Source organism: Terriglobales bacterium (genome assembly GCA_035691485.1).
In the GTDB taxonomy this organism is placed as follows: domain Bacteria; phylum Acidobacteriota; class Terriglobia; order Terriglobales; family Acidobacteriaceae; genus JAIQGF01.
This window is the reverse complement of the sequence record DASSIZ010000055.1, coordinates 1-13,806: the sequence shown is the minus strand read 5'-3', so window position 1 is coordinate 13,806 and position 13,806 is coordinate 1. Positions and strand designations below refer to the sequence as shown.

The 13,806-nt window shown below is 61.0% G+C and carries 11 protein-coding genes; 9 read left to right on the top strand and 2 right to left on the bottom strand.

The features are described from left to right. Positions 1-19: 19 nt before the first annotated feature. Positions 20-2,161: a S9 family peptidase gene (locus tag VFI82_06925; protein ID HET7184400.1), complete on the bottom strand. Its 2,142-nt coding sequence runs from the start codon at positions 2,159-2,161 to the stop codon at positions 20-22. A gap of 129 nt (positions 2,162-2,290) precedes the next feature. Further along, complete coding sequence (locus tag VFI82_06920; GenBank protein ID HET7184399.1) at positions 2,291-2,770, bottom strand: SRPBCC family protein; 480 nt, start codon at positions 2,768-2,770, stop codon at positions 2,291-2,293. Between the two features lie 377 nt (positions 2,771-3,147). On the opposite strand from VFI82_06920, the gene VFI82_06915 reads away from it, so the two are divergent. The 9 genes from VFI82_06915 to murD form a co-directional block, all read left to right on the top strand. Continuing rightward, positions 3,148-3,585 (top strand): division/cell wall cluster transcriptional repressor MraZ, encoded by a 438-nt coding sequence (locus VFI82_06915; GenBank protein ID HET7184398.1) that lies wholly within the window; start codon positions 3,148-3,150, stop codon positions 3,583-3,585. A 2-nt stretch (positions 3,586-3,587) separates the two neighbouring features. Beyond that, on the top strand, positions 3,588-4,562 hold the full coding sequence (rsmH, locus tag VFI82_06910) for a 16S rRNA (cytosine(1402)-N(4))-methyltransferase RsmH (protein ID HET7184397.1): 975 nt from the start codon (positions 3,588-3,590) through the stop codon (positions 4,560-4,562). Between the two features lie 122 nt (positions 4,563-4,684). Further along, the gene (locus VFI82_06905) at positions 4,685-4,837 is read left to right on the top strand and encodes a hypothetical protein (protein ID HET7184396.1); all 153 of its coding nucleotides are present in this window, start codon (positions 4,685-4,687) and stop codon (positions 4,835-4,837) included. Next, positions 4,838-5,290, top strand: coding sequence for a cell division protein FtsL (locus VFI82_06900; protein HET7184395.1), 453 nt, complete (start codon positions 4,838-4,840; stop codon positions 5,288-5,290). A gap of 120 nt (positions 5,291-5,410) precedes the next feature. Next, entirely contained in the window at positions 5,411-7,573 is a 2,163-nt protein-coding gene (locus VFI82_06895; protein HET7184394.1) for a penicillin-binding transpeptidase domain-containing protein, read from the top strand. Positions 7,574-8,031: 458 nt separating this feature from the next. Then, positions 8,032-9,552, top strand: a complete 1,521-nt coding sequence (locus VFI82_06890) for a UDP-N-acetylmuramoyl-L-alanyl-D-glutamate--2,6-diaminopimelate ligase (GenBank protein HET7184393.1) — start codon at positions 8,032-8,034, stop codon at positions 9,550-9,552. Further along, positions 9,549-10,943, top strand: coding sequence for a UDP-N-acetylmuramoyl-tripeptide--D-alanyl-D-alanine ligase (gene murF, locus VFI82_06885; GenBank protein HET7184392.1), 1,395 nt, complete (start codon positions 9,549-9,551; stop codon positions 10,941-10,943). The genes VFI82_06890 and murF overlap by 4 nt, the downstream gene beginning before the upstream one ends. Before the next feature lie 100 nt (positions 10,944-11,043). Further along, positions 11,044-12,177 carry a phospho-N-acetylmuramoyl-pentapeptide-transferase gene (gene mraY, locus VFI82_06880; protein HET7184391.1) on the top strand — a complete coding sequence of 378 codons (1,134 nt, stop codon included), beginning with the start codon at positions 11,044-11,046 and terminating at the stop codon, positions 12,175-12,177. A 244-nt stretch (positions 12,178-12,421) separates the two neighbouring features. Next, positions 12,422-13,806, top strand: a 1,385-nt coding sequence (murD, locus tag VFI82_06875) for a UDP-N-acetylmuramoyl-L-alanine--D-glutamate ligase (GenBank protein HET7184390.1), incomplete at its 3' end; no start/stop codon positions are given.

Below are 13,806 nucleotides of genomic sequence, written 5' to 3'. Positions count from 1 at the left end.
CGGTCTGTGGCCGTGTTTTCTATTGAGCCGCCCGCTTGCTGTCGGGTTTTTCGATTCCCAGTTGCGACAGGATGAACGCGTAGTCGAAGGCAATTTCCTTCAGGTAATCGTAGCGCCCGGAAGATCCGCCATGGCCCGCCGCCATGTTGGTTTTGAACACGAGCGGGTTGTTGTCGGTCTTCAGCGTGCGCAGTTTGGCAACGTACTTCGCCGGCTCGTGGTAGAAGACCTGGCTGTCGTTGAAGGAAGTCTTCACCAGCATGGCCGGATAGGCCTTCTTCTCCAGGTTGTCGTAGGGCGAGTAGCTGCGGATGTACTTGTACTCATTCGGCTTGTTCGGGTTTCCCCACTCCTCGTATTCACCGACCGTGAGTGGCAGCGATGCGTCGAGCATGGTGTTCACCACGTCCACGAAGGGCACCTTCGCGATCACGACGCGGAACAGCTCGGGACGCATGTTGGCAACTGCGCCCATCAGCAGGCCGCCGGCGCTGCCGCCCTGCACGACCAGGTGTTCCTTGGTCGTGTACTTGTTCGCGATCAGGAATTCAGCGGAGTCGATGAAATCGGTGAACGTATTTTTCTTGTTAAACATCCTTCCCGCATCGTGCCACGGCTTGCCCATGTCGCCGCCGCCGCGAATGTGGGCGATGGCATAGGAGAAACCTCGGTCCAGCAGCGGCAGAGCGTTGGAACTGAAGGTCACCGGAATGGATATGCCGTAAGAACCGTAGCCGGTGAGGAACATGGGATGAGTGCCGTCGCTGCGGAAATCCCGGCGATACACGATGGAGATGGGAATTCGCGTGCCGTCCCTGGCGGTGGCCCACAGGCGCTCGGATTTGTATTTCGTCGGATCATAGCCGGGGACTTCGATCTGCTTGAGCAGGTGGGAGGTGCGCTTCTCGACGTCGTAGTCGAAGACGGAGCTCGGCGTGACCATGGACTGGTAGCCGTAACGGTAGAGACTGGTGTCGTACTCGCGATTGTTGCTGGGCGAGGCGGAGTACACCGGCTCCGGAAACTCGATGCGGTGCGTGGCGCCGGACTTGAAATCAACGATGGTCAGGTGCGGCAACGCGTTCTCGCGTTCCACGCGGACGTAAAAATCCTTAAACACGTCAATGTTGCTCAACATCACTGACAGCCGGTGCGGCACCAGTTCTTTCCAGTTCTTCTCAGCCGGATCGCTGATCGGCGCGGTCACCAAACGAAAGTTGCGGCCCTTGTCATTGGTGCGGATCAGGAACTGATCGCCGTGATCCTCGGGGTAGTACTCATGATCCTGGCGGCGCGGGCTGATGAGTTGGAACTCGCCGGTGGGCTGGCCTGCGGGAAGAAAGCGCGCCTCCGACGTGGTGTGGCTCCCGACTTCCATCAGGATGTACTTGCGGCTGCGCGTGCGCGACGCTCCGACGTTGAAGCGCTCATCTTTTTCTTCGTACACCAGATCGTCCGGCTTGCCGGCCCCGAGCAGGTGACGGTACAGGCGGTAGTGACGCTTGGCCTGGTCTTCCACTGTGTAGAAGAGAGTCTTGTTGTCGGCGGCCCAGGCGACGGAGCCGACCTTTTCGGCGATATCTTCGACTCGCGCGCCAGTGCGCAAATCCTTGACCTGAAGTTTGTACTGGCGGAAGCCGGTGTTGTCGGTGGAATAGGCGAGCAGGTTGGCGTCATCGCTGACGACTTGCACACCCACGGCCATGAACTTCTCGCCCTGCGCAAGTTCGTTGACATCGAGAATCACTTGCTCCGGCGCTTCGAGCGAGCCTGACTTGCGGCAGAAAATCGGGTACTGCTTGCCTTCTTCCGTGCGCGAGTAATACCAGTACGGGCCCTCGCGATAGGGAACCTGCACGTCAGTCTGCTTGATGTGCCCGAGCATTTCCTTGTAGAGCGAATCCTGCAGCCCCTCGGTGCCATGCATGACCGCGCTGGCGTAAGCGTTCTCGGCTTCCAGGTAGGCGGCGACCTCGGGGTTCTGCTTTTCGCGAAGCCAGAAATAGTTGTCGATGCGGGAATCGCCGTGCACGGTGACGTCCTTGGGAATCACCCTCGCTACCGGGGGCTTGGCAGGTTCAGTCTTGTCGGCGGCGAGAGCGGGTGTGCTGGTCAGAGAAGCTGTCATCAGTATTAGGAAAAAAAAGAAGACTGCATTCATTGGATTCATCGCCTCCCAGGCGGGATTCGGCAAGGATTGCGGACACGCCAGTATAAAGGGCGGAGCTCCGTCGGGCCTCTATGAATTCCGCTCGCGATGTTCGTCCCACGCTTTTAAGACGAAGTCCGCCTATCGCAGCAGCCGTTCGGCGGCGCGCTGGCGGTAGTCGAACATTTCCTGCAGCGCGCGGCGGATGAACATCGCGTTCGCGATGCCGCCGATTTTGCCTCGTCCCACCTCGTACTCCACCGTGTCGCTGATCAGAGTTCCCGATCCGCTCGCTTCAAACGCGTGGGTGTGGTCCCAACGCTGGAATGGGCCGCGCACTTGCCGGTCGCGAAAATACGAGCCGTATTCAAAGTCCACGATGCGCGCCAGCCACCGCCCGCGAAAGGGAAGAGGCGGAAACAGGCGAACCGAAATCTCGATCTCCGAGCCTGCGCCGGCAAGGCCGGGATGCCCAGCGGGCGAGACCAGGTCGAGGCGAACCAGACGCGCCCCGGATCGGGGCGGGCTGATCTGCGGCAGGTTTTGCGGGTCGGCAAAGAAGCGGAAGGCGCGTTCAACATCCACCGCTACGAACTGCGAGGTTTCAAAAAACTGCGGCATCGCTCGATATTGGGCCGCCCCGTGGGTGAACCAGAATGGTAAACCCTATTCCTTGTAGTTGCGTTTGCCAGGTATCCAATCGGTAGAAACCGTCCGGCGCTGTCCGCAGGCAACTGAAAGACTTCGTGCAGGGGTAATCGGAAGACCTAAAAAATTACTATTGACAAGCAACTACTTAGGCGTAGGATGTGGTCAAAAGTGGTTGAAAGTGGAAAGAAGTCGGATCGTTCTGGGTAGCCAGCGCCCCGCGAGGGGCGGCAGTGGAATGATCGAGAAATTCCCCCAATTCGACCCTAACGACGCCGAACTGAAGCAACTTTTGACCGTTTTGGCCTCCGTGGCTGTCGGATCAGCAGCCTGGAAACGGAATCACCCGAATGTTTCGCGGCAATCACCCAACCCGCGTCGACGAAAAGGGACGCCTCAAGGTCCCCGCCGAATTCAAGCGCGTGATCGACGAGAAGTATGCCGTGAAATTTTACATCACCTCGCTGGATGGCAAGGTTGCCCAGATGTATCCCTTCGAGGAATGGGAGAGGATCGAGCAGAGGCTGTCCACGCTCTCCAATTTCAATCCGGCGAAGAAAAAGTTTCTCACCCACACCAACTATTGGGGTCAGGTGGTGGAGATGGACGCCCAGGGACGCTTGCTGCTGCCCCAGTTGCTGCGCGACGCGGCAGACCTGAAGGGCGATGTAGCGGTGATGGGCTACCTGAACCACCTGGAAGTCCGGAGCATGGAAGCGGTCCGCAAGGAAGTGGCAGAACCCTTCACGGCCGATGACGAGAAGAACCTGGACGAACTGGGCATTTAGCGGTGCATGGGAAAGACGAACTCGCCCCCAGGGGCGGACATGGCAATCGGGAACAGCAGGCTGGCCATGTTTCAGTTCTTTTAAAAGAAGCGATCGATTTTCTGGCAGTCAAGCCTGGCGGTACCTATATCGACGCCACGGTGGGGCTGGGCGGGCACAGTTTCGAGCTCGCAAGACGCCTCGGCCCACTGGGTCGTTTGATTGGGCTCGATAAGGACCCCAAGGCACTGACCATCGCCCGCGAGCGGCTGCGTCCGCCGGCCGGCCGGCAAAGTAACTGGCCGGAGGTAGAGCTGATCAACGCATCGTTCGCCCGGGTTGCGGAATTCGTCGGAGAAAACCAAGCCGACGGAATCCTGGCCGACCTGGGGTTGAGTTCGCTGCAGCTGGCGGACATGGCGCGAGGGTTCAGCTTCCAGGCGGAGGGCGCGCTCGACATGCGGATGGATCCAGTCGCCCCAATGACTGCCGAACAGGTGGTAAACCAGCTCAGCGAGCGCGAGCTTGCTGACTTGATTTACGAATTCGGTGAGGAAAGGAGGTCGCGGAGAATCGCCAGAGCCATTGTCCGGTCGCGGCCGATACGAACCTCGAAGCAGTTGGCGGAGGTCGTAGGGGCCGCGGCCGGGCCAATGAAACCCGGGCCGATTCATCCGGCGACGCTCACCTTTCAAGCTCTCCGAATCTTCGTAAACCGCGAACTGGACGATCTGCAGGCGCTGCTCCAGCACGACCGCGCGCCCGGCGTCCTCAGGCAAGGCGGACGGCTGGTGATCATCAGCTTCCATTCGCTGGAAGACCGGATCGTGAAGGACGCGTTCCGGGACGGCGCGCAGCGCGGCTGGTACCGGCTGTTGACCAAGAAGCCGGTCACGGCGACGGAAGAAGAAGTGGCGGCGAATCCGCGGTCGCGCAGCGCGAAGCTGCGGGCGGTGGAAAAGATCGTGGAAAATGTGAAAAACATCGTTTCACGATAAAAAAGTTTCCGGGGCGGCATCGCCTCTCTGATTAGGGCGAAAAGGTAGTTCCACAAAACAAAATCCTTCCATTCGGTGCCGTCCCGGGAAGGATCAGAAGCGAGCAGTATCGGAGGTGCGGAATGTTCAAGGGGTTGGTAATCGACGAACTGGTGGAAATGGTGGAGCGGGCGGAAGATCACGCTCATAGCGCGCAACCGCCGCTCGAAGAGCAGTGGTTGCACTTTGCTTATCGCCCGACTGAGTCGCAGGCGACGATGATCGGGGTGGCGTAAATGGCAGCCGGGGCCACAAGTTCGCAGATTTGGGCCAGCCGCCGCGGTTGGAGCGGCACGCCTGAGGTCTACTTCACCAAGGCCATCGACAATTCCAGGCTGGTGCGGGTAACCGACACCAGGCGCAGCCGCGAGATGACGCAATTCGCTTTCGCCATGGCCATTCTGTTCCTGCTGGTCATGGTGTACGCATGGCAGCACTTCAGCGCCGTCGAATACGGATACAAGATTGAAGCGCTCAAGTCGCAACGCGAAAGCCTGGTCGAGACCAATCGTGCCCTGAGGCTGGAAGAAGCCTCGCTCAGAGACCCGGAACGCATTGACATGCTGGCGCGGCAGATGGGACTGGAAACGCCGCATGCCGGGCAGGTAGTGCGCATCGAGCCGACCGCGAAGGATCCTGGCGTGCCGGTGATGGCGCGTGCCGACGTCGCCGTGGTTTCGTTGCCGTAAGGTTTCTCGTTTCACGTCTCTCGTTTCACGCCGCGATGGAGTGTCCGAAACTGCCGGATGAACGCGAAACGCGAAACGTGAAACCCTTTCGCATTGCGCCCTCGAATGCAGGTGATACGCGTGGCAGGCATTAGCCTCCTCAAGGACCCGAGAAAAAGACTCTACCTGCTGGGGGCGTTGCTTTTCTTCTGGTCCGGGCTGATTGGCCTGCGCCTGGTTCAATTGCAAATCATCCGTTACGGGGAGTGGCTGCAGCGGGCGCAACGCCAGCAGCAGCGCACGATTCCGGTGTCGCCGCGGCGCGGCATCATCTACGACCGCAACGGTCACGAGCTGGCCATGTCGGTTTCGGTGGACTCGGTGTTCGCCGTCCCCAGCGAAATCCCCGATCCGGAGAACACGGCCAATCTTCTGGCGCGCGTGGTACACGGCGATGCGCGGGAGATCGTCGCTCGCCTGAAGGCATCGCATTCCTTCGCCTGGATTGCGCGCAAGGTGGACGGGGAAACCAGCGAGCGCCTCCGCGCCATGAATCTGCGCGGAATCTACTTCCAAAAGGAGCCCAAGCGCTTCTATCCCAAGCGCGAACTGGCGGCGCAAACCATCGGATACGTCGGGCTGGACGACGAAGGCTTGGGCGGTATTGAGCACGCCTTCGATGCGCGATTGCACGGCACGCCCGGCAAGATGCTGATCACCATGGACGCCCGCCGCAAGTGGTTTGGCCGCGTCGAGAAGCAGCCCGACCCCGGCGACAACGTCGTGCTCACGATCGACGAAAAAATCCAGTACATCGTTGAGAAGGAACTCGAGCAGGCAATGCGCGACACCCGCGCCGAGGCCGGCACCATCGTGGTGCAGAACCCGCGCACCGGCGAGATCCTGGCATTGGCAAACCGGCCAACGTTCAATCCCAACATCTATAAAGATGCCGCCGCGACTGCGCTGAAGAACCGCGCCGTCAGCGACATCTACGAACCCGGCTCGGTATTCAAGATCGTGACCTATTCTTCCGCCCTCGAGGAACACCTGGTGAAGCCGGAAGACCCGATTGATTGCCAGGGCGGCGTCATCACCGTCGGCGGCATTCGCATCCATGACCTGCACAAGATGGGGGTGGTGCCGATCAAGGACGCGCTGGCCCACTCCAGCGATGTGGCTGCGGTCAAGGTCGGCATGCGCGTCGGCGACGAGCGCTTCTACCACTACATCCGCGGATTCGGTTTCGGACAGCAGACCGGCATTGAACTTCCCGGCGAAACCAAGGGCATGGCAAAGCCGGTGAATCGCTGGTCAAAGGTTTCGATTGGAGCGATGTCGATCGGGCAGGAGATTGGGGTGACCGCGCTGCAACTGGCGTCGATGGTCTCCTCGATCGCCAATGACGGCATGTACACGCCGCCGCGCCTCGTGGCCGGCGTGCTGCCCCCGCGCCAGACTCCGCAGATGATCGCTTTTCAGCGCCCGCAGCAGCACCGTGTGATTTCCACCCTGACCGCGGCGCAGATGAAGAGGATGCTGGAAGGAGTGGTGCTGTTCGGCACCGGGCGGCGCGCCATCCTGGACGGCTATACCTCCGCCGGCAAAACCGGGACCGCGCAGAAGATTGATCCCAACACCGGCACTTATTCGCGAACCAGGTACGTAGCGACCTTTGCCGGCTTTGCGCCCGTCAACAATCCTGCCTTGACCATCGTGGTCAGCCTGGATTCGGCCGTCGGTTTGCACCAGGGCGGACAGATTTCAGCGCCGGTGTTCGCCCGCATCGCGCAGCAGGTGCTCGCGTACATGAATGTGCCGCACGATTCTGAAATCAAGAACGACAAGCGCCTGCAATTGCGGGCTTCGGCGAAGGACGAAGACCTCAACGAAGGGTCGTCCGACCGCCTGGGCGGAGGTTTGGAAATTGCGGACAACGGCGCACCCGCGCCACAGACGCCCAAACCGGCTCCGGTGATTGCCGGACCGCCGGCGCCGAAATTCTCTCCGGCCGCGTTGAGCACTAAAACAGCGGTCCCGTCGGCAGCGAGTGTGGTCACTACGGCAGTCTCGCAACCGCCGGCAGAAGAGCATCCCGGCGGGGGAACGGTGGTGCTGGATGTAGGCGGCGGGGTGAGCGTGCCCTCGTTTGCCGGCAAGACCTTGCGCTCCGCCATTGAAGAGGCCCAGGACGCCGGGGTGGAGATCGAGGCAATCGGCAGCGGCGTCGCGCGCGACCAGTCTCCGGCGCCAGGCACCAGGGTGCCGAACGGAGCGCGCATCTCGGTGCGCTTCAGTCGCTAAGAAGTCAACCGGACGGTCGTGATTGCTCCGCTTCCATCACTCGCGCTTGTTACATCCAACCGTGACCTGCCTCACTTACAATCCGCTTCGCCGGCCTTACTATCCGTTTGTGCCCCAGTGCGCGGAAGGAGTTGTGTCTTCAACTCTTGTTTGTTTCGTTCTTTCACAATATGACCCCTCAGCAGAATGACCGACATTTACTCTCTTGTAATTCTCCAGCGTTTCGCCACCGTCCCCGCAGCCCGCTTCTGCGTCCGATAAAGCGCCAGGTTACCTGCAGGTATCCCCAGGTATTGGGCAGGTATCCCGGACTCTAAGCCGCTGATTCTATTATGAGCGCCCGAAAACAAGGGGGGAGGGGGGTACTTGCCGTCTAAGGTTTACGAATTAGTAAGACAGTCCGCGTTCATCCGTGTCCATCTACGGCCAATCTTTTCCTCGGCGGCCTCTGTGGTTTAATGAGCAAAATGCGATTCCAGCAACTCCTCGAAGGCGCTGAATTCCTCTTCCAGCGCGGAAATCCTGAGATCGCCGGCCTGGATTACGACTCTCGGCGCGTGCAGCCGGGGTGGTGTTTTGTCGCCATGAAAGGCGAAACTACCGACGGCAACCGCTACATTCCTGCCGCACTGAAAGCGGGCGCCGTTGCCGTGGTGAGCGATGACCAGGCTCTTGCCCCCCACGGTGAGGTCGCATGGGCGCAGGTACCCCACGGCCGTCGTGCTCTGGCCCGTTTAAGCGCGAATTTCTACCGGCGTCCGGCCGAAAAGCTGGCCAACAGCGGCATCACCGGAACCAATGGCAAGACCACGACATCATTCTTGCTGGAATCCATTTTGCAGGCTGCGGGACGCAAGGCTGCGCTGGTGGGGACGGTCGAATACCACGTGGCCGGCAAAGTTCTGCCCGCGCCACACACCACGCCGGAACCGCTGGAGTTGAATCAGATGCTGGCCGAGGCGCTGCGCAACGGCGCCACCGAGTCCGTGATGGAAGTCTCATCCCACGCCCTGTCGCAGCAGCGTGTCTTCGGCATCCCTTACGACGTCGCGATCTTTACCAACCTGACGCGGGACCACCTCGACTACCACCAGGATTTCGATGCCTACTTCGCGGCCAAGCGCTCTCTGTTCGCGGGCGTGGGGACCGATCCGCCGCGCATCGCGGTAATCAATATCGACGACGACTACGGCAAGAAGCTGGTCAAGTTCAGCAAGTCGCGCTCCCAGGTGCTGACCTACGGCGTTGCGCAGGGCGATTTTCACGCCGGCAAAGCGGATGTTGGAATGAACGGCACGCGCTTTGATTTGGCTACCCCCGATGGAACGATCCCGGTATGGTCACCCCTCATCGGGCGCGTCAATGTGTACAACGTCCTGGCAGCTTCGGCGGCGGCGTTCGCGCGCAACTGCGCACCGGCGGCGATTGCCTCGGGAGTCGAGCGGTTGCTGCGCGTCCCGGGCCGTTTCGAGCGCGTGGATGCCGGCCAGCCGTTTACGGTCGTGGTCGATTACGCGCATACCGACGATGCTCTGCGGAATCTGACCGCTCTCGCCCGCGAATTCGTGGCGCGCGCCGGGGGAAAGGTAATCACGGTTTTCGGATGCGGTGGGGATCGCGATCGCGCTAAGCGTCCGCTGATGGGCGAAGCCGCGGGCGCCGGCAGCGATTACGTTATTCTTACCTCCGACAATCCCCGCAGCGAGGATCCCATGGCGATCATCAATGACGCGCTACCCGGGCTGGAGCGGACCAGGATCCCGTTCGCGGTGGAAGCCGATCGGCGCCAGGCAATTGCGCTCGCGGTGAAGCAGGCGGCGCCGGGCGATATCGTGCTCATTGCCGGCAAGGGCCACGAAAAAACCCAGACCACGCGGGACGGTCCGCATCCGTTTGACGACGTGGAGGTCGCGCGCGCCGTGCTGCAGGCCGCCGGTTATCAGAAGAGGGAATCAGCCCCCGCCGGAGGCGCGCAATGAAACTCTCCCTCGGGCAGATCGCCGAGATCACCGGTGGCAAAGGTGACTCGACGCATGCCGGCGCGATCGCGACCGGCTATTCGATCGACTCGCGCACCCTTCAGCATGGCGACCTCTTCTTTGCCATCCACGGCGAGCGTTTCGACGGGCATGACTACGTGGACGCGGCACTGGAGCGCGGTGCGGTCGCGGCGGTAGTGCACGCGAGCCAGGCGGCGCGCTTCGGCGACCATCGGCGCATCATCGCGGTCCCCGATACGCTCGCCTCCCTGCAACACCTGGCGCGAGCGGTGCGCCGCATATGGAACAAGACGGTGATCGCCATCACCGGCTCGGCGGGCAAGACTACCACCAAGGAATCGGTTGCGCGCTTGCTGTCGGCGAAATACCGCGTTCTCAAGTCGGAAGGCAATCTCAACAATCACTATGGACTTCCACTGCAACTGCTGCGCCTGGAGCCCGATTATGACGTGTCGGTGGTGGAACTCGGCATGAATCACGCCGGCGAGATCCGCGCGCTGGCGGCGATTTGCGAGCCCAACGTCGGCGTCGTGACCTGCGTTGCTCCGGTGCACCTGGGATTTTTCAACTCGGTTGCCGACATCGCGCGCGCCAAGTACGAGCTGATCCAGTCGCTGCCTGCGGCCGGAACCGCGGTGCTGAACGCCGACGACGAATATGTATCGCAGTTCGGGCGCGATTTTTCCGGACGCGTCGTCACCTTCGGCATTCTCCATCCTGCCGACGTCCGGGCGCAGGCGATCAAGGAACTGGGAGCCGAAGGTTCGGAATTCGACGTCATTTCCGGCGCGGCCCGCGCGCACGCGAAGTTGCCGCTGCTGGGCCGGCATAACCTCTACAACGCCCTGGCCGCCACAGCGGTTGCGCTGGTCAGCGGGATCACGCTGCAGCAAGCGGCGTCGGGATTGGGGCTGCTTGCCCCGGCGGACAAGCGTGGCCAGGTCTTGAGCGTGGGCGGCGCCACGGTCATTAACGACACCTACAATTCGAATCCTCGCGCTCTCGATTTCGTGGTCGACGCGCTCTCCGGCATGAGCGTTGGAGACGGTGGCCGGCGCATCGTGGTCGCCGGCGAAATGCTCGAGCTCGGTCCCGCTACCGACGAACTCCACCGCCGTTCCGGGGCGCATATGGCGGACAAGGGGATCGACATTGTGCTCGGCGTTCGCGGCGCCGCGCGCAAGATTGTGGAGGCCGCCGGCGAAGCCGGCATACGCGCCGATTTTGTGGACACACCCGTAGAGGCGGGTGAGTGGCTCTCGCGCCAGGTCCGTCCCGGAGACATCGTGCTCCTGAAGGCTTCCCGCGGCGTGCAATTGGAGAAGGCCCTGGAAACCTGGACGGCGAAGCAAGCGACCACGACGTCGTAACTCGCGTGATTCCAAGCGTCTCTTAGCGTCCGCTTCGCTTCTACCGCCCGCTCCACTGCTGTATTCTTACGGCAGAACCCCACGCTGAAGGGAGAGCTTGTTGCTCTACTGGCTTCTTTATCAGGTACTGTTCCGCTATTTTTCTCCCTTCCGTATCTTTCGGTACCTGACCTTTCGCACCGCTTTCGCCAGCTTGACCGCCCTGTTCATGGGCTTGATCGTGGGGCCGGCGATCGTGAGAAAGCTGCGCGAGTTCCAGATCTCGCAATACATACGCGAAGAAGGCCCCAAGGCGCACCAGAAGAAAGCCGGTACGCCAACCATGGGCGGACTGCTCATCGCGGTTGCCATCGTCATCCCCACCCTGCTGTGGGCCGACCTCACCAACAAATATGTCTGGCTGGCGGTGGTTGCAACGGCGGCGTTTGGCGGCATTGGTTTCGCCGATGATTACCTCAAGGTGGTGAACCGCCGGAACCTGGGTCTTACCGGACGCACCAAGCTCATGCTGCAAGTTCTGGTGAGCGTGGTGGTCGCGGTCTCGCTGATCCTGCTGCAGGCGAAAGGACAATATTCCACCCACCTGATGGTGCCGTTCTTCAAGAATTTCCGCCCCGACCTGGTGATCTCCGCGCTGGCAGGAAAACCGCATCTCTGGCCGATTGCCTTCCTGCCGTTCATCGGATTCGTGGTGCTGGTGATCGTCGGTTCCAGCAATGCGGTAAATCTTACCGACGGGCTGGACGGACTTGCCATTGGCTGTACCGTGATTGCCGCCGGTGCGCTTACCGTCCTCACCTACGTCAGCGGCCACGCTTCTTTCTCCGATTACCTGGAACTGCAGCGCATGCCGCAGGTGGGGGAACTGACCATCTTCTGCGGCGCCATGGTCGGTTCCGCGATCGGCTTTCTGTGGTATAACGCGCATCCCGCCGAGGTCTTTATGGGCGACGTCGGCTCGCTGGCCCTGGGTGGCGCCATTGGTACGGTCGCGGTCATCATCAAGCAGGAGTTGTTGTTGCCGTTCATCGGCGGAGTCTTCGTGATCGAAGCCGTGTCGGTGATTCTGCAGGTCGGTTCCTACAAGCTGCGCAAGAAACGCATCTTCAAAATGGCCCCGCTGCATCATCATTTCGAATTGCTGGGATGGTCGGAATCGAAAATCATTGTCCGCTTCTGGATCGCTTCGCTGGTTTTTGCCTTGTTCGCGCTCACCACCTTGAAACTCCGCTAGGCGGATGTGCGACAATCATCCGTCGCTGGTTTCACTTGCTTGTTGGAAAATGCCCCAATAGAAGAAGCACGGCCGAAGCCGTGCTGGGAGAGCGTTGCAAGGTGGGCACGACCATCGTCGTCGTGCTGCTGGACCGAACTACTCAGGACTGGACACGGTTACTGCCCGTGCTGACTCTTTGGGAGAAACGTTAGGCATTCAGATTCGCGCCTTCGGCGCAGGGTTCAAGAAGTTTCAAGACCCAATGGCAGAAGCTCTGGACGTGAAGGGAAAGCGGGTGCTGGTGGTCGGGCTGGGAAAGTCCGGCGTCGCCGCGGCCCAGTTCCTGCACCAGCGCGGAGCGCGCGTCACCGCCTCCGATGCCAAGGCGGAAGACGACCTGCGGGCCGACATCCGCACCCTGCTCGATCTCGGCGTTGCCGTTGAAACCGGCGGTCACGGCGAGCGCACCTTCCGCCAGCAGGATTTGATCGTGGTCAGCCCCGGCGTTCCGACCGACGTTCCGCAACTGGCGCAGGCCCGCGCCATGGGCATTCCGGTGATCGGAGAAATCGAACTGGCGTCGCGCTTCCTCCGCGGACACATTGTCGCTATCACCGGCTCGAACGGAAAGACCACCACCACCGCGCTGGCCGGCGACATCATCGCCTGGGGCGGGTACGAATCGCAGGTCGGCGGCAATATCGGCACGGCCGCCATCTCCATGGTCGGAGACGCTACTGACGACACCTACAACGTGCTCGAAGTCTCCAGCTTTCAGTTGGAAACCATCCAGAGATTCCACCCGGAAATTGCGGTTGTCCTCAACGTAACTCCCGACCACCTCGACCGCCATGGCAGCTTCGAGCAGTACCTGGCGGCAAAGAAACGCATCTTCCAAAACCAGGTTTCCTCCGACTTCGCCATTCTCAATGCCGATGACCAGCAGAGCGCGCGCATGGCGGAGGGCGTCCAGGCGCAGGTGCGCTGGTTCAGCCGCAAGAAAGAAGTGCCGCAGGGTGCGTTCGTACGCAATGGGCGCATCGTTCATCGCGACGACAGCGGCGAACACGAAATCATGCCCACCGGTGAAATCCCGCTGAAAGGCGCTCATAACGTGGAAAACGTCCTGGCAGCGGTTTGTGTCGGCATGATCATTCCGTGCGAGCCGCATCGCATTCGTGCCGCAGTCAAGGAATTCAAGGCAGTCGAGCACCGGCTGGAATTCGTCGCGACCATCAACGGCGTGGAGTTTTACAACGACTCCAAGGCGACCAACGTGGACGCCACCATCAAGGCGCTGGAATCATTTCCCGGCAACATTCACATCATTCTGGGCGGGAAGGATAAAGGGTCGCCGTACACGGTCCTGATTCCGCTGCTCAAGGAACGTGCCAAGCGCGTGTACACCGTCGGCGCCGCCGCCGCCAAGATTGAAGCAGAAATCGCCGGCGCTGCTGAGGTGGTCCAAGCAGGCAGCCTGGATGTCGCTGTGCGGCGCGCCTTCGAGTCCGCCAATCCGGGCGACATCGTTCTGCTCGCGCCCGCCTGCGCCAGCTTCGACCAATTTCAGAGCTACGAGCACCGCGGAAGCGTGTTCAAAGAATTGGTTCACGCCCTCGCCGAGAAAAAACAGGCGATCAGTTCGTA